The organism is Paenibacillus sp. FSL R5-0887 (assembly GCF_038002305.1).
Classification (GTDB): Bacteria; Bacillota; Bacilli; order Paenibacillales; family Paenibacillaceae; genus Paenibacillus_AQ; species Paenibacillus_AQ odorifer.
The window spans coordinates 1,147,995-1,169,535 of sequence record NZ_JBBOCE010000002.1 but is presented as its reverse complement, the minus strand read 5'-3'; the positions used below and the strand labels follow the sequence as shown (position 1 = coordinate 1,169,535).

Below are 21,541 nucleotides of genomic sequence, written 5' to 3'. Positions count from 1 at the left end.
GGCATAAATTAAATCAGAAGAGGATTGCATCATTAAGATGTTACATATGGAGACTGACATGTCTATGAAAGAAAAGTGTAAAAACGTTTCCACAAACGATACACCTCGATATTAGTCTGAACACCAAAAAAAGTCAATCGCCTTTGGAAAAACAGCTAATTTATATTTTTTTACGTGAAATATGTAACTTTAGTACTTGTAATTCAAAAATAAAATGAATTGACAGCGCATACATTTTGGGAGTATGCTTCTCACACAGAGAGTTTTACAGAAACACTGGAAACGTTTCTACAACACTCGATACACTTTTTTATGAAGGTTGGGCAAACTGTTTTTATTCTGGCTGCTGGACAAGAAAGGAAGGTAATTTATGCATGTGACTGAATGCATCTTTCAAATTGGAGGTGGGCACTTTGGCGAGACTGAAGCTTGTGGGTGGAAACATTGTTCGGGAAGTCATTAAGAACAAAGTTCTTTTTCTAATGTTGCTGCCTGTAATCGTATATTTCGTTATCTTTCACTATGCTGTAATGCCTGGAGCTTACGTCGCATTTGTAGATTACAAGCTCAATAAGGGGATTTTTGGAAGTAACTTTATCGGCCTTAAGAACTTTGAGTTTCTGGTTCAAAATGGGGATCTATGGAATATTACCAAGAATACGCTGCTCTATAATATCGTCTTTCTGGCTTTAGGTAATATCATTCAAATAGTATTTGCCATTATGTTGTCTGAGATCTCAGGCAAGTGGTTCAAAAAAATATCACAATCCGTTATCCTGTTACCGAATTTCATCTCCATGGTTATCGTCGGTGTGTTTGCCTACAATATATTCAATTTCAATTCCGGGTTTATCAATACGATGTTAACTGGAATGGGGCTAGACCGTTACGAGTTCTATTCCGATCCGGGCATCTGGAAATATATTATTGTGGCTTTCAAGATCTGGGCGGGTACCGGATATGGAATGATTGTTTATCTGGCAACGATCACAGGGATTAATCATGATCTGTACGAGGCTGCTTATATGGATGGAGCGACTACCTGGCAGCGAATCCGTTATATGACCTTGCCGATTCTGAAGCCAACCTTTATTCTGCTTCTACTGTTCGGTATGGGTGGAATTCTCAAGGGATCCTTTGACCTTTTCTATAATCTGATCGGTACGAACTCTGTACTGTATCCGCAGACAGATATCATCGATACCTATGTCTTCCGTTCACTGGTGGGACAATTCAACTTCTCTATGGGTGCCGCAGTGGGCTTCTACCAATCCTTATTCGGTCTGATCCTGGTGCTTGTAGTTAACTTTATTGTACGCAAGGTAGAACCGGACAGCGCTTTGTTCTAAGACTAGACACGAAACAGGGGTGATAAATATGGAAAAGAGTACAATCAAACAGGATTCCGGAAGCATTCTCATAAAAGCAGTCAGTTATATCTGTATCGCTATCTTTGCGCTATTCTGTTTATTTCCCTTCGCGTTGATGATCTCCTCATCGTTCATGAACGAGCAGGAAATTGTTCGTGAAGGCTACAAGCTGCTGCCGAAGGCATTTTCCTTTAAGGCTTACGAGATGCTATTCAACAACTCTACTCAGCTGGTGAATGCTTATCAGGTAACTATCTTCATCACCGTAGTGGGTACGGTACTCGGACTGTTTATGATGTCGATGGCCGGATTCGTGCTCAACCGTAAGGATTTCAAGTACCGCAACTTCTTTTCCTTCTTGATTTACTTTACAACACTATTCAGTGGCGGCTTGATTCCGACATACATCCTGATGGTTAAGCACCTGCATATGAAGGACAGCTTATTCGCCATGATTCTTCCGGGTGTAGTTGGTGCATGGTCCATCTTCCTGATGCGTAATTTCATGAAGGCGATTCCGGATTCCTTATATGAATCCGCTACCATTGACGGTGCTGGTGACTTTCGCATCTATTGGCGGATATTTATTCCGCTGGCGGTTCCATCCTTGGCTACTATTGGACTTTTCTCAGCACTAGGCTTTTGGAATGAGTGGTATAACGGGATGTTGTATATTGACAGTCCGACGAAATATCCGCTCCAATACTTTTTGCAGCGAATGGTCAATCAGACGAACTTAGGAGCGCTAATCAACTCGGGAGCGGTCATCAATACTGCTGATCTTCCGACGCAATCCATCAAGATGGCTACAGCTGTGCTGGCCACTGGACCGATTATTCTCCTGTATCCATTTGTACAGCGTTATTTCGTAACAGGCCTCACCATCGGGGCTGTAAAGGGTTAATGGACGCAATCTTCTTTTCGAAGAGCGTTTATTATAAATGAAAGTTTCATAAATAGAAGAGAAAAGGGAGGCTTACCTAAATGAAAGGTAAAAAGATCGCGTCTTCTTTAATTGCTGTCCTCATGCTTACTGGAGCACTGACAGCCTGCACATCCAAGAACAACAATGAGCCGAGTAATGATCCGGCAGCCACGAAAGCTCCAGAGGCTTCAGCCAATGCAGGCGGAGTGGATACTTCCAAGGAAGCTAAGCTGGTGTACTACCTGTGGGGCAGCGAAGGAGTTAAAAATAAAGAAATCCTCGCTGAGATTAACAAGAAGCTCAAGGCTGATCTAAACGCTACGATTGAAGTGAAGTATATTGACTGGCCGGATATCGCTACTAAGTACCCGCTGCTATTTGCTTCAGGCGAAGAATTTGATATGTCGCATGCATCTCCCGGAGCTCCAGTGTCTTATTTCACATTGGCTAGTGAAGGCGCTCTAGTGGACCTTACAGATATGCTGGATAAAGTTGCTCCTAAGCTAAAAGCGGAAATCCCGGAAAGTGTGTGGGAGAATACAAAATACAAAGGCAAAATTTATGGTGTACCAAGTCTTTATAGCGAATACACACCTGCCGGTTATGCCTATCGTTCTGACTTGCTGAAGAAATATGGAATGGACAAAATCACTTCCATTGATGATATGGTTAAATACATGGATAATGTGGTTGCTAATGAGTCCTTCCCACCAATTAACGGCAAGGCAGAAGATGCAGCCAATATGTTCAGAATGCTCGTAGATACTACAGGGATGTGGCTTAACGCTCCTGGTATATCTTTGAATGAGCTGAATCTTGTGACCAAAAGTCCAGAGGACTACAAGACCGTCTTCCATCCAGCCTTCACTCAGGAATTTGAAGATTGGGCTGTGAAGATGCGTGAATGGGCGGATAAGGGTTACTGGAGTAAAGATGTGCTGTCTGCGACCCTAGGCAGCAAGGATAACTTCAGAGCAGCTAACTCCGCAGGTTATTTGACTCATGCTCAGGACTGGATCGGCCAATACGGTGCGGATTTGAAGGCGCAACCGGAATCAGATCCTTACTTCTTTACTTTTGCGGAAGCTAATAAGAAGATCAAACGTAAGATGGGCGTTGACAACTCGACTGTAATCAGCACGAACTCAGCTAATCCAGAGCGCGCTCTGATGGTGATCGAGAAGTTCATGACCGATGAAAGCTACTACAACCTCATCCAAAACGGTATTGAAGGCAAACAATATGTGATGGAAAATGGTGTTAAAAAGCAGCCTGCAGGCTTCAACGATAAAACGGACGGCGGAGGTTTCGCTGCTTGGTCACTTCGTAATGACAAATTCGTAGTTCCTACGGATACAGAAAACCCAATCCGTAACTCCTTATTCGCAGAATGGGATAAAGTGGCTATCGATGATCCTTACAATGGCTTCAGCTTTGATCCAACCAATGTTACAACTGAAATTGCTTCGATTTCCAACGTGAATTCACAGCTTGGTATTCAATTGATGCTTGGTAAAACAAGCAAAGATCCAAAAGCAGCTGTTGCAGAGTACCGCGATCAGCTGAAAAAAGCAGGAGTTGACAAGGTCATTGCCGAAGTAGAGAAGCAATTGGCTGCGTTTGTTCCTGTCAACTAAAGAAAGTTAAGGGGTGTAAGGGAGCTATAATTCGATATAGCTCCTTTACCCATAAATGGGGGAGTAAAGTGGATGTAAATATCAAGGATATCGCGCGGATTTCCGGTGTGGGCATCTCGACGGTCTCCAGGGTAATCAATAACAAGGGACCGGTGAGCAAGTCTACACGTGAGAAAGTGATGAGTGTGGTTAAGGAATACAATTATATTCCCAATTCCAACGCGCGGAATTTGAAAACTACACAATCTAAGAACATTGCACTTATGGTCAAGGGGATTACCAATCCTTTTTTCTCTAATATGATCAGAGAAATTGAACGGCAGGTCAATCTGCGGGGCTACCCGTTTCTTATCCAGCAAGTAGAGGATGGGACCGATGAAATCAATGCTGCAATTCAACTGGTGAAGGAGAAGAATCTGTGTGGGATTATCTTCATGGGTGGAACCTATGATCATTCTGAAGAGAAGTTCAAACAGCTGACGGTTCCGTTTGTGCTGACAACGATCACCTCAACGCAGGAGGTGAACCCGCTTATTTTTTCCAGCGTTATTATCAATGAAACGAAGGAAGCCTATAAGGCTACCAATTATTTGATCTCATTAGGTCATACGAATATCGGCTTTTTAGCCAAGTCTCCATTATTGGATGAAACCACGGGCAACCGGCGGTATTTAGGCTACAAAAAAGCACTCGAAGAGCAGGGTCTGCCCTATGATTCAGGGTTGGTTGAGGATTGTGAATACAGTCCCAGCTCGGGATTTAATGCTGCGCGAAGACTGCTCAACAAGAACAAGGGAATTACAGCTATATTTGCCGCTTCCGACACGATTGCCATCGGTGCTGCCAAAGCGGTGCTTACCGCGGGGTTATCTATCCCTGATGACATTTCGATCATTGGCTTTGACGGGATCGAGATGGCTGAATATTATCATCCTTCTCTTGATACAATCAGCCAGCCGGGTACGGAAATGGCCTTATCCAGTGTAGGTGTTCTGTTCGACCTCATTTCCGGACGGTCAAACCATCAGCATATTGTCTATGATGCGGTATTGCTCAAGCGTGGTTCCTGCAAGATGATTAAACCTCGTTAAGATCACACTATAAACCTTTATTGGAGTGGAACCCAAATGCAAGATACACTGAGAATAGGTACGATTGTTCGTGGTGGAGAAGCCGTTAAGGTCATTCCACAAATTGTGGGGCATGGATTTGAATCATTTAATCTGAATTTTTGGCAGACCACCGGCGAAACCGATTTGATAGAAACGGCTGCACGACTGAGGGAGTTAGCTGCTGAACATGATTTTGTCATCTCTTCTGTGGGCATCTATGGCAATCCGCTGAATGGCAGCGGCGACAATGCCGACACATTGGCCAGCTGGGAGCGGCTGATTGATCATGCACATTTATTTGGCACAGATATTATAGGCGGCTTCACTGGCCGATTGCCAGGTTTGTCCATTGATGAGTCCATCCCGAAGTTTACAGAGGTGTTCGGAGAACTGGCGAAGAGAGCGGCAGATCGTGGCCTGCGGATTGCTTTTGAGAACTGCGCTATGGGCGGAAATTGGAAGAGCGGAGAGTGGAACATCGCTCACAATCCTTCGGCCTGGGAGAAGATGTTCAATGCCGTTCCGGCGGATAATCTGGGATTGGAATGGGAGCCTTGCCACCAGATGATCGCATTGATTGATCCGCTTCCGCAGCTGCGCAAATGGATGGATAAAGTATTCCATGTGCATGGCAAGGATGCGACCATCGCTTGGGACATCGTCAAGGAATACGGTATTCATGGCCCCAAACCTTATGTATGGGACCGGACCCCTGGCTTCGGGGATACCAATTGGGTAGATGTAATCACCATCCTGCGCCAAGCGGGTTATAAAGGTACGATTGATATCGAAGGCTGGCATGATCCAGTGTATCGTGATGAGCTGGAAATGACCGGCCAGGTGCATGCATTGAATTACTTGAAATATTGCCGTGGTGGCAGCTTTGTGCCTAATCCGGTTTAAATGGTGCCGTATGAAAACAACCCAAAAATGACCTCGAAATCCACAGTGAAGTGGAGGATGAGGTCATTTTTTATAGTTAATCCTGATTTAATCCTGAATCAGATATCCTTGTCCCAGCTGTATTTCTTTGAAGCCAGCCAAATGGCGGGCTTGAAAGCGGATAGGGGTGCTGCCGCCAACCATAATGATATTTTGGATATCGGCGGCCCCTTCTGAAGGCAGGGAAAAGGCTCTGATATAGGCGTACTCTTCGGCTAGCGTCGTATAAATCGCGTTGATCAGCGGGTCATTTTCACCTTTTCCCATTAGATTCATGAGAATATATCCGCTTGTGTTCAACTTCGAACGGGTAATACTGAAAAATTCACGGGAGATCAAATGCCTTGGTGTACCAGCGGCAGTAAAGGCATCCAAAATGATGTAATCATATACCTGCGGGTCTTCGCCTTCAAGGATCTGACGTCCGTCACCGATCACTACGTTATCTTGACTATATCCAAAGCAGCGGCGGCTTAATTCGACTACTTGTTTGTCTAGCTCGGCTACTTTAAATCTTTTGTCCGGAAAATGTCCGGCAATTGTTCCAATTCCATGCCCAATAAGAAAAACATCCTCAAAAGAAGGGAGGTTGAACTCCATGAAGTGAATGATGGCCCGCGGATATTCAAAGAGAACTCGTTGCGGGTCATTAAGATCCATCGCACCTTGAGTGGCATGATTCGAGAACTGCATAACACGGAAGGAGCCTTTTTCACCATATAGTTCTGTTGTGTCGTAGACGGTTATTTCATGATTTTCGCTATTTCTTTGAAGCTCTGAATGCAAGTGATCGATCTCCTTATACAATACTAATTCGTTTATATTCATTGGGTGTAACCCCGACAACACGTTTAAAAAGCTTGTTGAAGTAGGCAGGATCGCCATATCCAACCTCTGCCCCAATCTCGTGAACCTTCAGGTCCGGAGCATTCTTGAGTAGATGTTTGGCTTTGCGCAGCCGAATTTCCGTGATGTAGTCCGTCAGTGTAAGTCCGGTCTCTTGCTTGAACAGCTTGCTTAAATAGCTTGGAGTCAAAAAAACCATATTCGCCAAAGTGTTCAGATCCGCATGCTGATTATAGTTAGCGGATATCCAGCGTTTTATGGTTTCTATGGCTGTGCCGGACATCTCCAGACGATGGGTTCTGATTTCGGTCAGAATGTTTGTGAAATGAGCGGTAAACATCTCCTCAATGTCGCAAAAGCTCATACTGGACGCGATTCTGTCGTCCAACCTGAGGTCGGGAGCACTTTTATTGCGGGCCTCGAATTCTTGCAGTTCCTTTTGTGCAGTTTCTTCAACCCAGCGACAGATCCGGAGAATTTGGTCAGGACCGGCTTGTTGTGCTTTCAGCACTGAGAACAGGTCATGAATCCATTCTAAGACGCCTGTCACATTCAGAATCTGCAGGTTATGGATCAGCGGTTCTCTAATTGTATTAAAGTGATCCAGGAGGTTCATCTCCGGCTGTTGAATATTCTGAATATTCGCGTAATGTACAGGCTCCGGATTATATATGCCCATGTTGCAGGCTTGTTTAGCATCTAGGTATGCCTGTCTAAGCTTGGATACCTCATTATAACAACCGCTGGTACCTACATGTAGGATCTTTCCGTGTGCAGATATCCGCATAATGTCACCGATATCTTTTAAATCGTTGTCTGACAGCGGCTCAGCAGAATATACAATCCAGACGTAGAGTCCTTTTTGAATCTCCAAGCTGTCGAAGCTCAACGCCTTCTCTTGCCGCAGACTGTCTGCGCAGGAGCAGACGGTTTCTCTGGCGCTCCCTTTGAGGACAAAGACCGAGAAATAAGGCTGGGGCAAGGTAAGGCTGGATAATAGGAGAGGGGAAGAGGGCTCTTCGATATGTAAGACTGTCAATAAAAGCCCGGAACGGTGGCGTTCTTCCTTGTCGCGCGCGAGCTGCCGTTCTTTGTCTAGCCGATAAAGCAGCTCGAACAGCTGCTCTTTATTAATTGGTTTTAATAAATAGTCTACAGCTGAGCTGCGGATGGCTTCTCGGGCATAATTAAATTCAACAAATCCACTCATTAGAATAGAGTAGATCTGCGGATGGGTGGCTTTTAACTGTTTAATCAGCTCCAAGCCATTGATTTGCGGCATACGAATATCTGTAATCACAACATCAAGTTGAAGTGTGCTTAACTTATCTAATAGATGTTTTCCGTCGGAGTAGGTGCCGATGACCAGAAATTCGGCGCTTTCTTTACTGATCATTCGGGCCAGTCCTTCGCGGATTAAGATCTCATCATCCACAATCGCAATACGCAGCAATCTGAGCAGCCCCTCTCCTAAATAAATTCATCTTCACTGAATTTAGCGTTAATATCCGCAATGCGCAGGGTAACACGAGTGCCGATTCCAAGCTCACTCTCAACAAGCAGACCAAACGAACTGCCGTAATGCAGGCGAATTCTTTCATTTACATTTCGTAGTCCAATCCCGAACCTTTCATTGTCCGTTCCAGTCTGCAGACTATTGTTTAAGGAACGAAGGGTGGCTTCATCCATACCGATCCCATCATCTTCTACACAGAATACGGCATCTCCATGCTCGCTCCATGCGGTGATGCTCAAGGTGCCCGGTCCTACCTTTTGATCCAAACCGTGAAAGACAGCATTTTCTACGATCGGTTGAAAGACAAGCTTAATAACAGGAAGATGAAGGAATTCGTCCGGCACGTCGATGTTAAGTCTGAACTTGTCTGGGAATCGGATTTCCAGCAGCTGATAATAATTTCTCACATGATCCAGCTCTTGTCTAATTGTAACAGCCTCTTCGTTTCGGACAATGCTGTAACGCATTTGAAGCCCAAGTAAATAGGTTAGCTTCGCCACACGTGGATCATCATTGCTCTCTGCAAGCATGCGGATGGATTCCAGCGTATTATAAATAAAATGGGGATTAATCTGGTTTTGAAGCGCCCGCATATCAGCCTTTTGCTTCCGTTTCTCCGTGATAGACACTTCTTGTAACAGATCTTTGATCCTTATGATCATCCGATTAAAATGACTGCCCAGCATCCCAATCTCATCATTATATTTGGAATGCTGCCAGACATCCAGATTACCATGCTGCACCCGTTTCATTAAGCGGACCAAGGATTTAAGGGGTTTGGTCAGGGCATGGGAAATTATAGTCGCAACAAAAAGTGCAAAAGCAATGATAATCAGTGTGGTCAAGATAAGCGTATTACGATTCTTTTGTACAGGGGACAGGATACGTGTTAAAGGAATCGTAACCATAGTGGTCCACCCGGTCTGTTTCGAGACGGTATACACTGCAAGATAAGACTGGCCATTCAAGTCTATTTGAAAATGATCCTGCTGCTGATTTACTTGCTGCAGCAACAGCTTTGTATTCAGAGTTTGTGTATCGGCAGCCAGATTCGGAACCGCGGAATCTTCACTGGCATAAATCAGATCTCCATTGTTATCTACAATGAACGTGTTTCCTTGCGTAACTGCATTTACGGGATCGATAATGCCCTTAAACAGATTGATGTCTACATCGAAAACGAGAATTCCTATATTCTGCAATGTGCTTACAGAGTTAATCGTACGCAGAACACTAAAGACCTCTTTATGGACATTCGAGTTGGTGCGGATCGTATGTCTGCCCTGAATGACAGGCGCTGCTCCGGCATCTTCACTCATGGTTCTCCATTTGGCTAATCGTTCCTCTGGATACAGTTCATTAATTCCAGCGTCTTTATCATAAAAGACAGAACCGTACTGATCCACCAAATACACGGCAATGATCTCTTCCTTAGTATGATTCAAATAGCTAAGGAACATCGCCATGCCCGTATTTTTTTCCCAGTCGGTATTTTGCTGTGTCAGGTAGACTTGCACATCGGTGTTATACAGCGGCAGGGCTGTATATCTTTTGAGGTCGGCAATATATCGGTCGATGGTATCTGAAGCATTCGATGTCATTTGACCCGCACCGTCAGTCGCATTCACAAGAACCGAGTTGAACATGGAGCGGGACGATAGATAACTTACATAAGTGATCGGCAGAGAGATCAGAAAGACAAAGATAACAATCAGCTTGCGCTCCATCGGTAGATTGGCAAGGAACAACCACATTTTGCGTAAAGTTAACCGGATGTATGATAGCATTTGCGTTGTTCCTTTCCTGTAATAAGCTACCTACCTTATTTGACCGCTCCACTGGTTACGCCTTCAAAGATGTAACGCTGCAGGAAGAAATATAAAATTACTGTTGGCAGCAGGATAAGCAGAATAGCCGCACAGATTAAATTCCATTCCCCCGAATTGACCCCTTGAAAACGCATTAGGATCGTCGTAACTACACCAAGGCTTTGTTTCGGCATGTAGAGGTATGGGATGTACATGTCATTGTAAATGCTAATGGTTTTCAGAATAATCAAAGTAGCCGTAGCTGGGGTAAGTAAAGGGAAAATAATCGACCGATAGATTCTGAACAGAGAGGCACCTTCTACCATCGCACTTTCATCGAGATCCACGGGAATATTACGGATAAATTGCAGATATAAAATAATTTGAATTACATCCGCTCCAATATAAAGCACGATCGGGGCGCCAAGTGTATTGTAAAGCCCCATGCTTTTGATGATACCAAAAGTCGCCACTTGTGTCGTGATACTAGGAATAATGGTGGCTACAAGATATGCACCGAAGACAACGGGTTTCAATTTGAAAGAGAAGCGTCCCAATACAAATGCTACCATAGTGCCGAACAGAATGTTCAGAATTAAAGTAATAGCTATAATGATTAACACATTACCAAATCCGTTAAGTAGACCCCCACGCTGGAAGACGGCAGTGAAATTATCGAAATTCAAAAAGCTTTTTGGCAGTGCCATGGAGCTGCTGCTGTTAAATTCGTCAGTGGATTTAAAGGCATTGACGATGACCACATACGGAGGAAAGAGTACAACAAATACGCCGATAAGCAGCGAGAAGTATTTAATAACATCTGTGAAGCGAAATTTGGAGTATGTCATATCTATTTGTCCCCTCCCCGGCTTAGAACTAGTTGCTGTACCAACAGTACGATGACGACAAAGAAAAGCAAGATAATACTCATGGCAGAAGCGAGGCCATAATTATTGTAAGCAAATGCTGTATCTACAACTTTTTGTACGTATGTTTCGCTGGCGCCTGCGGGGCCGCCCTTGGTCAACACGAAGGGGAGATCAAATACTTCCAGTGCCCCTGTGACGGTAAGAAATAAGTTAAGCTGGATGACTGGCTTCATATTCGGTAAAGTAATTCTCCAAAGTGTTTGAAAAGGTCCGGCACCATCGATCTTTGAGGCCTCATAGATATCGTTTGGAATGGCCTGCAAGGAGGCGATGTAAATTACCATGTTATAACCCATGAAACGCCAAAATCCTGTGGACGCCAGAGAATAGTTAACCAGTCCTTCTGTTCCAAGCCAACTGGTCTGTCCTAGTCCGGTAAGACCGATGCTATTCAGGAACATATTCAGAGAGCCATTGGTGGTGTCAAAGACATAACCAAACATAAAGGCGACGGCGACACCGTTCATAATGTAAGGGAGGAACAATAAGATTCGAAATGCATTTTTTCCTTTCAACTTACTATTGAGCACAATCGCAAAATAAATAGCGACGATATTCTGGAGAATTCCCATCGCGAAATAAGCAAAGTTATGGGTAAATACCTTGAAAATATCGGGGTTGGAGAAGACTTCGCGGTAATTATCGAGACCGACCCAAGGCTTCTCAGGGCTATAGCCATCCCAATTCGTAAAGCTGTAATAAATCAGCTTGAGTGCCGGATAATACGTGAATGTTGCGAGCAGCAACAAAGGAATCGTGAGGAAGGATACAATGATAATCGTCTTCTGTTTGTTATAGGAAAGTGTTCCGAACATCGCTAGCCCTTCTTTCATAAAAACGTGGTATGGAAAGGCAAAATGGATTATCCGTAAAAGCAATAATCCATTTTGCTCCGTAGTGTACTTCGAATCAAAAGCTCAAATTAATAACCGAGGTCCTTCTTGGCTTTAGCCCAAGCTTTATTCCACTTGTCTAATACGGTTTGTGGATCTTTGGCAAGTACAAATTCCTGTACAACAGCAGGGAGATCCAGCTGTGCCTTGTTGCCGATCTCTGTAACCTTTGCATCGTCAACAGTTCCTTCTACCAGTTCTACTCCGGTAGCTTGGAATTCTTTCAGCTGAGTCAGATTGGATTCCTTGCCTTTTAATGGAGAGATAAAGCCGGCGAAATCCTCATAACCTGAATCTTCAATCATCCATTTTACGAAGGCTTTAGCTGCCTCTAAATTTTTGCTGTTTTTGGCAACGGCATAGAAGAAGTCAGGGCTAAGGGTAGCAGATGGTTTACCCGAATTGTCATAAGGGAATGGGAAGAAGCCAACATTGTCTGAAGAAGCGCCTGCTCCGATAACTTGGTTAATAACCCAGTTGCCAAGATAGTACATAGCGAATTTGCCGGAAGCGATGTCCTTTTTCGATTGCTCCCAGTTGGTGGAGTTGATGTCTTTTTCCAGATAGCCTTTTTCATTGAGCTCTCTAAGTAGGCTGAAGGCTTTGCCATAACCGTTGTCCATAGTGAATGGTGTTTCAGAGTTCAGCTTAGCATTTGGAAAATCAGGATTGCCTTCAATTAAGCGTGGTGTGTCATAAGCCCAAGTACCAAGTGGCCATTTGTCTTTAAAGTTAGAGGACATTGGAATAACACCTTTTGCTTTCAGCTTCTCGCAGGCAGCCAGGAATTCATCCCAAGTCTTAGGCGTTTCGGTGATGCCGGCATCAGTGAATGCTGTTTTGTTATAAACAATACCGGAAGTAGAGTTCCCTGTAGTAATTCCGTAAAGCTTACCATCAAAGGATTTGAAGTCTTTAAAGGTGATCTGATCGTTCAAGCCGAGATCATCCAGTGAAGCAAAATATTTCGGCAGGTCGGAGTTAGGGATGGAAGGAATAAACATAACGTCTGGAAGCTCGCCGCTGGCCATTCTGACTTTAGCCTGTTGGTTATAGTCGGTTTGGGAAGCTTCGAATTCGACTTTAATGTTCGGGTATTTTTCATTAAAGCGCTTTAAATATTCGTCATATTCTTTGCCGATCATATCTGTTCTGTTAGTTAGGAAGGTGATTTTGCCGCTGATATCAGCTCCTGCTGCAGGTTCGGCAGTTGCATTCGTGTCACCGCCGGTATTCTCTGCGTTAGTTGCTGCGGGCTTTTCAGTTGCGGCAGCACCGTTATTCGTGGTGTTGTCATTATTCGAACCACAGCCAGCAAGTGTTGAAGATAAGACCATAATCATAACAAAGGATAACGAAAATAACTTATTTCTCATAGCTTAATCCCCTTTTCGTTTTTATTGTTAGCGTTTACATGAACATTATAGCTTTATCGAAGCCGTTAATAAATGTATTGTATTATTATTTATTGTCTTTATTTGTTTTGTTTCTGCGTTTATAATTAGCATGTACCTAACAATCAGATAACAAAATACAAAGAATATCAAAAGGGTTCAATGAATTAATTGAAGTCTTATGCTATTTTTGAGAAGTCTATGCTTACAAAACTTTAGGCATCTGCTTCCGAAGCGAGTTTTGCGCGAAGTCATTCAGAGAAGTCTATGCTTACAAAACTTTTAGGAGGTATTATGAAACATTTGCATATGAATCTTGCGAAGTGGGAATTTAGAGGCTGTGGTGATGAGGAGTGGCTTCCGGCGACTGTGCCAGGTACAGTCCATACGGATTTACTAAAGAACGGGAAGATTTCAGACCCCTTTTATGGAACAAATGAACATGATCTACAGTGGATCGATAAGAAGGACTGGGAATATCAAACCTCGTTGCAGTTGGGGGAAGAGTGGCAGGAGCTTGCTTGTACGGAGCTAGTTTTTGAGGGACTGGATACTTATGCAGATGTGTACGTGAATAATGTACATGTGCTCGCTGCTGATAATATGTTTCTGGCATGGAAAGTGGATGTCAAAGATCAGTTAAAGACTGGAGAAAATAATATACGGGTGAAGTTCCGCTCTGTGGTTAAGGAAGATTTACCGAAATTAGCGAAGCTGGGTTACGCGCTGCCTGCCTCGAATGATCAATCCGAGCTTGGGGGATTAGATGAACAACGGATTAGTATTTTTGCGCGCAAAGCACCTTATCATTACGGCTGGGATTGGGGCCCGCGTTTCTTGACCAGTGGAATATGGCGTGCGGCAGCTCTGGTGGGACGTGACACCGTTCAAATTACAGACCTCTATATCCGTCAAAATGTGATTGCTAAGGAAGAAGCTCGCCTGACCGCAATTGTAGAAGTGGATGCTCCTGCTGCTTGGCGGGGAATGCTGCGAATAAGTGCCGATGGTTTGGAGTGGATGCAAGCGGTTACTTTAGAAGAAGGCAAGCAGCAATTAGAGATGAATATTGTTATATCCGAGCCACAGCTCTGGTGGTGCAGAGGGCTCGGAGAGCCTCATTTATATACATTCCAGGCAGAATTGATACAAGATGCGGAAGTAGAGGTTAGCAAAAGTGTAAAAACCGGACTCCGCAGTATTGAATTGATTCGGGAGCGTGATGCCAAAGGAGCTTCGTTTTCTTTTGCGCTGAATGGAGTTTCCGTCTTCGCCAAAGGTGCCAATCATATTCCAAATGACAGCTTCACCACAGAAGTAACCGAGGAGCGGTATCGGCATGAAATTGCCACGGCAGTAGAATCGAATATGAATATGCTGCGCGTTTGGGGCGGCGGTATATATGAAGAAGATATTTTTTATCAGCTCTGTGATGAATACGGACTGCTGGTCTGGCAGGACTTTATGTTCGCTTGCAGTATGTATCCCGGAGACGAGGCGTTCCTTGAAAATGTGAAAAAAGAAGCCGAATATAACGTCAAAAGATTGCGCAATCATCCCTGCATCGCCTTATGGTGTGGCAACAACGAGATTGATTCGGCCTGGTCACAGTTCGAGGAAAATATGGGCTGGGGCTGGAAAGAAAAACTCGGGGCTGAGCAAAGAGCGACAATGTGGGCCGATTATATTAAAATCTTCCACCGTATTCTGCCGGAGGCTGTAGCCGCGTTCCATCCGGGAGTGGACTACTGGCCGTCTTCGCCGTTGCGGGAGCTGACTGGCGATATTAATCAGCATGCGACGCGGATTGTGGGCGAAGGGGATGTGCATTACTGGGGCGTGTGGCACGGAATCGAGCCTTTTGAGAACTATAATACAAAGGTTGGCCGCTTCATGAGTGAATATGGCTTCCAGTCGTTCCCGGAACTAAAAACGGTAATGAGCTATGCGGAAGAGCAGGATTTGGAGCTTACCTCAGAGGTGATGCTGGCGCATCAGAAGAATGGTCGCGGTAATCTGCTGATCAAAGAATATATGGATATGTATCTGCCGCAGCCAAAGGACTTCAAAGCCTTTTTATATATGAGTCAAATCCTGCAGGCCGAAGCGATCCGAATCGCGATTGAAAGCCACAGAAGAAATAAACCTTATTGTATGGGCACTTTATACTGGCAGATGAATGATTGCTGGCCGGTGGCTTCTTGGGCGGGCATGGATTATAACGGGCGCTGGAAAGCCCTGCAATATACCGTGCGTTCAAGCTTCAAAGATGTTCTGTTGTCTATCGACGGTACAGACCGTGAGAAGGTAGACATTCATGTCGTATCTGATTTAAGAACAGCAGTGAGCGCTGAGTTGGTGCTTACTTTGTATCAGTTTAACGGTTCGGTGCTGCGAGAGTGGGCACATCCCGTTGAGCTGGGAGCTGATTCTGCTGCTATCGTATTCTCGTCTCCTGTGGCAGACCTGCTAGAAGGTCAAGGGGGGGGTGATGTATTGCTTGGAATTGGCTTGCAGGCGGATGGCCAGGTGATAGATCACAAGCTGCATTATTTTACTCCGGAAAAAGAAATTCCGTTGCAGCGCTCAGTAATTACCGTGCTGGAAACTCCAGAGAGCGGTGGATTAAGCTTCACCGTGACCAGTGATGTATTGGCTAGAGGTGTATACCTGACTTCGGAAGAGGAAGGAATATTCTCTGACAATTATTTTGACCTTCTCCCAGGTCAGACCAAGACGATAGAGTTCTCACAACGCGGGAACGATGGAAGAGACTGGATTCCTGCCGCACCTAAGGGGCTAAAGGTTCAATCGATGGTTGATTTTGTGAGCGAAGATTTGCTGTAAATCCTAAGGAGAGAAGGACTGGCACATGGGGATTTTAGTTCAGGAAGATAAGGGATTATTCCATTTACAGAGCGCAGGGATGAGTTATATTCTTCAGCTTGTTAATGATTATCCGGCACATGTGTATTGGGGCAAGAAGCTGCGTAGTGGCAGCAATTTGGAAGGGCTGTTGAATCTGGGAGGAAATACGGGTCTCGACCGGCTCCCGCAGGAATATCCCCAATACGGCACGGGAGATTTCAGAACACCTGCTTATCAAGTTCGGCTCGAAGACGGCACTCGTATTACAGAGCTGAAATACAGCGGGTACCGGGTAGTTGAGGGTAAACCCTCACTGCCGGGTCTGCCATCTGTATATGTTGAGTCTGCGCAAGAAGCACAGACGTTGGAGCTTACACTTAAGGATGATTACGCCAAGCTGAGTGTTATTTTGCGCTATACGGTTTTTGAACATACCAACGTAATCACCCGCTCTGTGGAGTTCACCAATGCGGGGGAAACACAGCTGCGATTGCAGCGTGCACTGAGTGCTAGTGTCGATTTCTCGTCTGGCGATATGGATATGATCTATTTGGCAGGAGCTTGGTCAAGGGAAGGTAATCTGACCCGTAGACGTCTGGTGCAAGGGGGTACGACCATTGGGAGCCGCAGAGGGATGAGCAGCCACCAGTTAAATCCATTTGCAGCGCTGGTGAAACCTGAAACGGATGAAAATCATGGAGAGGCCTACGGCTTCAGTCTTGTATATAGTGGAGGCTTTGAAGCTGAGGCAGAGGTCGATTCCTTCGGGATGACCCGGTTTACGATGGGGCTGAATTCATTTGATTTCTCCTGGCTGCTGGAGCCGGGCGAACAATTCCAGACCCCAGAAGTAGTGATGGTGTATTCTTCCGAGGGGATCGGGGAAATGTCGAGAACCTATCATCGCCTGTACCGGACCCGTTTATGCAGAGGGTTATATAGAGATAAGGAACGGCCCATTCTGGTCAACAATTGGGAAGCCACCTATTTCAACTTCGATGCGGATAAATTGGAGTCGATTGCCGCGGAAGGAGCGAAACTCGGGATAGAGCTATTCGTACTGGACGACGGTTGGTTTGGCAAAAGAGATGCAGATAACTCCTCTCTCGGAGACTGGGTAGAGGATCTGCGCAAGCTTCCAGGTGGATTGTCTGATGTGGCGCAGCGTGTGAACAATCTAGGCTTGCAGTTTGGCCTCTGGTTCGAGCCGGAGATGATCTCGCCAGACAGCGAGCTCTATCGTAAGCATCCCGACTGGTGTCTGCATGTGCCGGGACGCCGCCGCAGCGAAGCCCGCTGGCAATTGGTGCTGGACTATACTCGGGAGGATGTACGTCAGTACATTTATGAGTCACTGTCCCGGATTTTCTCGACCGTGCCTATTAGTTATGTGAAATGGGATATGAACCGTTGTTTAACGGAGATTGGCTCTGCAGAGTTACCTTCTGAACGCCAAGGGGAAACCGCACATCGTTATGTGCTTGGTCTGTATGAGCTATTGGAGCGAATAACTTCAGAGTTTCCGTATATCCTGTTCGAGAGCTGCTGTAGTGGTGGTGGCCGCTTCGACCCAGGCATGCTGCATTACATGCCGCAGACCTGGACCAGTGACGATACCGATGCTGTGGAACGACTGAAGATTCAGTATGGAACAAGTCTGGTGTATCCGGTTAGTTCGATAGGCGCGCATGTGTCTGCCGTGCCGAATCATCAGGTAGGACGGATCACCCCGCTGTCTTTTCGTGGAGATGTAGCTATGTCCGGTAATTTCGGTTATGAGCTGGATCTTACGAAGTTTACAGACGAAGAGAAGGAACTTGTGAAGGAACAGGTTGCGAACTATAAACAAATCCGCAGTCTTGTGCAGCAAGGGAATCTGTACCGGCTGCAAAGCCCGTTTGAGGGCAATGAGACAGCATGGATGTTCGTGTCCGATGATCAGCGTGAGGCATTAGTTTATTACTTCCGGGTAATGGCTGTGCCGCACCCGCCCCGCCGTAGCCTGAAGCTGAATGGTTTAAATCCGGAGCTGGATTACATTCTGGAGGCAAGTGGTGAGGTTTACGGTGGTGATCGGCTAATGCAGGCTGGACTGGCTCTGCCGGATATCCAGCAGGATTTTGTTAGCGGATGTTATAAATTGAAGGTGCAGGAATAGAGTTTATTGCAAGTCATCAGCAAGCCATGAGCCTAGCTCGTGGTTTGCTTTTTTTGTTCAAAGATGAATTTGAATCAGCTGAAGCTGCGGATGGCAAGGCAGCCTTGATCGTATCCACCTCCACACATATATTCCTCCTGTTTTGGCATCCTGTGCAGCTACCCTTGTGCATGACGCTATAGCTTTTTTGCATGTTCATATTCCGTTCATATTGAGGTCATAGAGAGTACATCTTCATTGGTTAATCTTAGCTTAGCAGTTAGTTATGGTAGTCCAAAACACAGCTGATGACAGGAGAAGATACGAGTGGAAATAAAAGAAAAAATGAAAATGAAGGCGGGCACGAGAACAAGTAAAATACTAAACATACTACTTAAAGTAGTAGGAGCAATAATCATCGCAATCGTGCTTTTTCTCGCTATTGTCTATACAGTTAATTTAATCAGCAATAAATCGGAACAAAATAAAATAGAACCCTATGGTCAGTTAGTACCCGTAGATGGGAAAAACATGAATGTTTATATTCAAGGAAAAGGTGAAGAAACAGTCGTGCTACTACCGGGTTATGGCACAGCAGCGCCAGCTCTTGATTTTAAAGCATTAATAGATGAACTGTCGCCGTTTTACAAAGTTGTCATGATTGAGCCTTTTGGGTATGGATTAAGTGATCTGACCAAAAAGGAGCGCAGCACAGAGAATATTGTAAGTGAAATTCATGAAGCTTTACAGGCTCTTAATATTGACCGTTATATTCTAATGGGCCACTCTATTTCAGGGATATATGGACTAGATTATGTTAACAAGTATGAAAATGAAGTGAGTGCATTTGTCGGGCTTGATAGTAGTGTTCCATCGATAAGCGAGAGGAAGATCGAAGCTTCGGAATTAAGAGCTATAAATCTGCTCAAAAAATCAGGTTTAATCAGATTGCAAATGAAATTTAGTGCTGACCCAATTGCTGAACTACCATTTGATGATAAAACAAAAGAACAAATGAGACTGATCAATCGCAAAAACATATTTAATCCCACCCAATTAAATGAAGCTGGAATGATGTATTCTAATTTTAAATCAGCTGAAAGCTTAACATTTCCTAAAAATCTTCCTCTTATTTTCTTTATACAAGCGAATCAACCAGCAACGGATAGATGGATACCAGAGCATGAAAAGCAAATCAAGGACTCTGTGCATGGAAAAATAGTGAAGTTTGAAGAGGGACATTATTTATATCGCACTAAAGCAAAAGAAATCGTAAAAGACTTTCAGGCATTTATGAAAGAAATAAAATAAGTGCTGCCGTCGAGCCGACCGGATTTCAGGATTTCCTCTGATTTTCGTTCGGTTTTTTATTAGTCCGTAAGATATGAGGGAGTGCCACCAGTTAACGATGCTCCAATCATTATGGTCTGGTCTGGGATAAGAATGAGAAGGCGCCGACTACATATGATGGAGAGTTCCCTTGGTTGCTGCTAGGTTCCTAGGTACCCTGCTTCGGATCGGACTCAGGAGTCCTTATTTGCTAGAAAAGAGGCAATTGAGGTTACTTTCGGACCCCAGCGACGTTATTGGCTAATTATCGCGACCGGATGGGGTATTTTGGAGTAAATAGCTGCACCTGAGTCCGATAGCTTCTCAAAAAAGCGTTTTTTTCGCAAATAGCGTCTGTGCGGTCCGTAAGTAAATAGGGAGTAGGGGTGGTATGAGAAAGTATGAGAAAGTATAAGGGATTATGAGGGAGTATGAGGTAGTATGAGGGGGTTCCACCAGTTAACGATGGTCTAATCTTTAGGGTTTGGTCGGGGATAAGAATGAGAAGGCGCCGACTACATATGATGGAGAGTTCCCTTGGTTGCTGCTAGGTTCCTAGGTACCCTGCTTCGGATCGGACTCAGTAGTCCTTATTTGCTAAAAAAGAGGCAATTGAGGCTACTTTCGGACCCCAGCGACGCTATTGGCTAATTATCGCGACCATATGGGGTGTTTTGGAGTAAATAGCTGCACCTGGGTCCGATACCATCTCAAATATGCGGTTTTTTCGCAAATAGTGGCTATACGGTCCGTAAGTAAATAGGTGAGTACGACCAGTGGAGCGTGACCAACTAATCGAATGGGTGAGTACGACCAGTGGAGCGTGACCAACTAATCGAATGGGTGAGTGCGACCAGTAGCGCGTGATCAACTAATCGAATGGGTGAGTACGACCAGTAGCGCGTGACCAACTAAGTGAATGGGTGAGTGCGACCAGTGGAGCGGAACCAACTAATCGAATGGGTAAGTACGACCAGTGGCGAGTGATCAACTCATCGAATGGTGATTCCAATGATCGCCGGCTGACTCACTAATTATCCGTAGTTTCCAGTAATCTATGGTGAGCCCTATCTTTCCACAACCTCCATAAATCCCACAATGAGCCCCACGGTAGCCTTTTTTAAGCAAGAGCATGTCCTATTTCCCTATAATCCACATTGACTTGGGTTTGTCACACCCCTATGATGATTATTAATATAAAAATATATGACACGAAGAGGAGCGAAACATCATGGCTTTGGAGATCGAACGCAAGTTTCTGCTGCCGGAATTTCCGGAGCAGCTGATTCAAAAGGGAGAGTTGAAGATTGTTACCCGTCATAATATCGATCAGACATATCTGGCGATAGATGGTGGTCAAGAGCTTCGTGTGCGTAAAATTACGGATCTGGACTCAGGTGAGGTAACCTACACGCATACGTTTAAGGATGGCAAAGGGATCAAACGCGAAGAGATCGAATATTTTATCTCAGAGGGTTTATATAATCAGATGATCGAAGCGGTAAATGCGGTAGCTTTGGTCAAAGAGCGAATTACAGCGGTGTGGAATGGCATAACGGTTGAGATCGACGTATATTCCCAGCTGAAATTGTCCGTATTGGAGGTTGAATTTGAATCTCTGGAGGAAGCGGAAAGCTTTAAAGAGCCGGAATGGTTCGGTAAGGATGTTAGTACAGAACGGCAGTACAGCAACAAAACGGTCTGGAGAGAGCTGCAAAATAAGACAAAGAATTAACGGACTTTAGCGCGTAAACGTGGTAGTATATAGGGAAAACAAGCAGAAATAGCTTTATCATCCCTAACTAGCTTAAGGATAACGTTTAGGGTGAAACTTA

General features: G+C 44.8%; 15 protein-coding genes. 9 read left to right on the top strand and 6 right to left on the bottom strand.

All coding sequences use genetic code 11. The features are described from left to right. The first annotated feature begins 404 nt into the window (after positions 1 to 404). From MKY14_RS23150 to MKY14_RS23130, 5 genes are all read left to right on the top strand, one after another. Positions 405 to 1,349, top strand: coding sequence for an ABC transporter permease (locus MKY14_RS23150; RefSeq protein ID WP_305953532.1), 945 nt, complete (start codon positions 405 to 407; stop codon positions 1,347 to 1,349). A 28-nt stretch (positions 1,350 to 1,377) separates the two neighbouring features. After that, the gene (locus tag MKY14_RS23145) at positions 1,378 to 2,274 is read left to right on the top strand and encodes a carbohydrate ABC transporter permease (protein ID WP_076105429.1); all 897 of its coding nucleotides are present in this window, start codon (positions 1,378 to 1,380) and stop codon (positions 2,272 to 2,274) included. Between the two features lie 80 nt (positions 2,275 to 2,354). Next, entirely contained in the window at positions 2,355 to 3,932 is a 1,578-nt protein-coding gene (locus tag MKY14_RS23140) for a DUF3502 domain-containing protein (protein ID WP_076105428.1), read from the top strand. Between the two features lie 68 nt (positions 3,933 to 4,000). Further along, positions 4,001 to 5,023 carry a LacI family DNA-binding transcriptional regulator gene (locus MKY14_RS23135; RefSeq protein ID WP_036686912.1) on the top strand — a complete coding sequence of 341 codons (1,023 nt, stop codon included), beginning with the start codon at positions 4,001 to 4,003 and terminating at the stop codon, positions 5,021 to 5,023. Positions 5,024 to 5,059: 36 nt separating this feature from the next. After that, positions 5,060 to 5,947 carry a sugar phosphate isomerase/epimerase family protein gene (locus tag MKY14_RS23130; RefSeq protein WP_076130667.1) on the top strand — a complete coding sequence of 296 codons (888 nt, stop codon included), beginning with the start codon at positions 5,060 to 5,062 and terminating at the stop codon, positions 5,945 to 5,947. 87 nt (positions 5,948 to 6,034) lie between these two features. Here the strand turns inward: MKY14_RS23130 and MKY14_RS23125 are convergent, their stop codons facing one another. The 6 genes from MKY14_RS23125 to MKY14_RS23100 form a co-directional block, all read right to left on the bottom strand. Continuing rightward, positions 6,035 to 6,814, bottom strand: coding sequence for a spermidine synthase (locus tag MKY14_RS23125; protein WP_081393730.1), 780 nt, complete (start codon positions 6,812 to 6,814; stop codon positions 6,035 to 6,037). Continuing rightward, positions 6,786 to 8,285 carry a response regulator transcription factor gene (locus tag MKY14_RS23120; protein ID WP_076130666.1) on the bottom strand — a complete coding sequence of 500 codons (1,500 nt, stop codon included), beginning with the start codon at positions 8,283 to 8,285 and terminating at the stop codon, positions 6,786 to 6,788. Before MKY14_RS23120 ends, MKY14_RS23125 begins: the two co-directional genes overlap by 29 nt. A 17-nt stretch (positions 8,286 to 8,302) precedes the next feature. Then, positions 8,303 to 10,135, bottom strand: a complete 1,833-nt coding sequence (locus tag MKY14_RS23115; RefSeq protein ID WP_076130665.1) for a cache domain-containing sensor histidine kinase — start codon at positions 10,133 to 10,135, stop codon at positions 8,303 to 8,305. Between the two features lie 35 nt (positions 10,136 to 10,170). After that, the gene (locus MKY14_RS23110; protein WP_076130664.1) at positions 10,171 to 11,004 is read right to left on the bottom strand and encodes a carbohydrate ABC transporter permease; all 834 of its coding nucleotides are present in this window, start codon (positions 11,002 to 11,004) and stop codon (positions 10,171 to 10,173) included. Positions 11,005 to 11,006: 2 nt separating this feature from the next. Next, entirely contained in the window at positions 11,007 to 11,900 is an 894-nt protein-coding gene (locus MKY14_RS23105; protein ID WP_076105422.1) for a carbohydrate ABC transporter permease, read from the bottom strand. Positions 11,901 to 12,007: 107 nt separating this feature from the next. After that, the gene (locus MKY14_RS23100; protein WP_076130663.1) at positions 12,008 to 13,354 is read right to left on the bottom strand and encodes an ABC transporter substrate-binding protein; all 1,347 of its coding nucleotides are present in this window, start codon (positions 13,352 to 13,354) and stop codon (positions 12,008 to 12,010) included. 312 nt (positions 13,355 to 13,666) lie between these two features. Between MKY14_RS23100 and MKY14_RS23095 the strand changes: the two genes are divergently transcribed. From MKY14_RS23095 to MKY14_RS23080, 4 genes are all read left to right on the top strand, one after another. Beyond that, positions 13,667 to 16,219, top strand: a complete 2,553-nt coding sequence (locus tag MKY14_RS23095; RefSeq protein ID WP_076130662.1) for a beta-mannosidase — start codon at positions 13,667 to 13,669, stop codon at positions 16,217 to 16,219. Positions 16,220 to 16,244: 25 nt separating this feature from the next. After that, on the top strand, positions 16,245 to 18,398 hold the full coding sequence (locus MKY14_RS23090; RefSeq protein WP_076130661.1) for an alpha-galactosidase: 2,154 nt from the start codon (positions 16,245 to 16,247) through the stop codon (positions 18,396 to 18,398). Positions 18,399 to 18,722: 324 nt separating this feature from the next. Beyond that, a complete protein-coding gene (locus MKY14_RS23085) occupies positions 18,723 to 19,688 on the top strand; it encodes an alpha/beta fold hydrolase (protein ID WP_076194460.1) in 966 nt (321 codons plus the stop codon). Positions 19,689 to 20,937: 1,249 nt separating this feature from the next. Further along, on the top strand, positions 20,938 to 21,441 hold the full coding sequence (locus tag MKY14_RS23080; protein WP_076302808.1) for a CYTH domain-containing protein: 504 nt from the start codon (positions 20,938 to 20,940) through the stop codon (positions 21,439 to 21,441). Positions 21,442 to 21,541: the final 100 nt, after the last annotated feature.

What these genes read in the sequence shown, in the direction of transcription:
- MKY14_RS23145 (WP_076105429.1), top strand. Translation starts at nt 1,378, where the DNA reads ATGGAAAAGAGTACAATCAAACAGGATTCCGGAAGCATTCTCATAAAA.
- MKY14_RS23140 (WP_076105428.1), top strand. Translation starts at nt 2,355, where the DNA reads ATGAAAGGTAAAAAGATCGCGTCTTCTTTAATTGCTGTCCTCATGCTT.
- MKY14_RS23130 (WP_076130667.1), top strand. Translation starts at nt 5,060, where the DNA reads ATGCAAGATACACTGAGAATAGGTACGATTGTTCGTGGTGGAGAAGCC.
- MKY14_RS23125 (WP_081393730.1), bottom strand. Translation starts at nt 6,814, where the DNA reads ATGAATATAAACGAATTAGTATTGTATAAGGAGATCGATCACTTGCAT.
- MKY14_RS23115 (WP_076130665.1), bottom strand. Translation starts at nt 10,135, where the DNA reads ATGCTATCATACATCCGGTTAACTTTACGCAAAATGTGGTTGTTCCTT.
- MKY14_RS23110 (WP_076130664.1), bottom strand. Translation starts at nt 11,004, where the DNA reads ATGACATACTCCAAATTTCGCTTCACAGATGTTATTAAATACTTCTCG.
- MKY14_RS23105 (WP_076105422.1), bottom strand. Translation starts at nt 11,900, where the DNA reads ATGTTCGGAACACTTTCCTATAACAAACAGAAGACGATTATCATTGTA.
- MKY14_RS23100 (WP_076130663.1), bottom strand. Translation starts at nt 13,354, where the DNA reads ATGAGAAATAAGTTATTTTCGTTATCCTTTGTTATGATTATGGTCTTA.
- MKY14_RS23095 (WP_076130662.1), top strand. Translation starts at nt 13,667, where the DNA reads ATGAAACATTTGCATATGAATCTTGCGAAGTGGGAATTTAGAGGCTGT.
- MKY14_RS23090 (WP_076130661.1), top strand. Translation starts at nt 16,245, where the DNA reads ATGGGGATTTTAGTTCAGGAAGATAAGGGATTATTCCATTTACAGAGC.
- MKY14_RS23085 (WP_076194460.1), top strand. Translation starts at nt 18,723, where the DNA reads ATGAAAATGAAGGCGGGCACGAGAACAAGTAAAATACTAAACATACTA.
- MKY14_RS23080 (WP_076302808.1), top strand. Translation starts at nt 20,938, where the DNA reads ATGGCTTTGGAGATCGAACGCAAGTTTCTGCTGCCGGAATTTCCGGAG.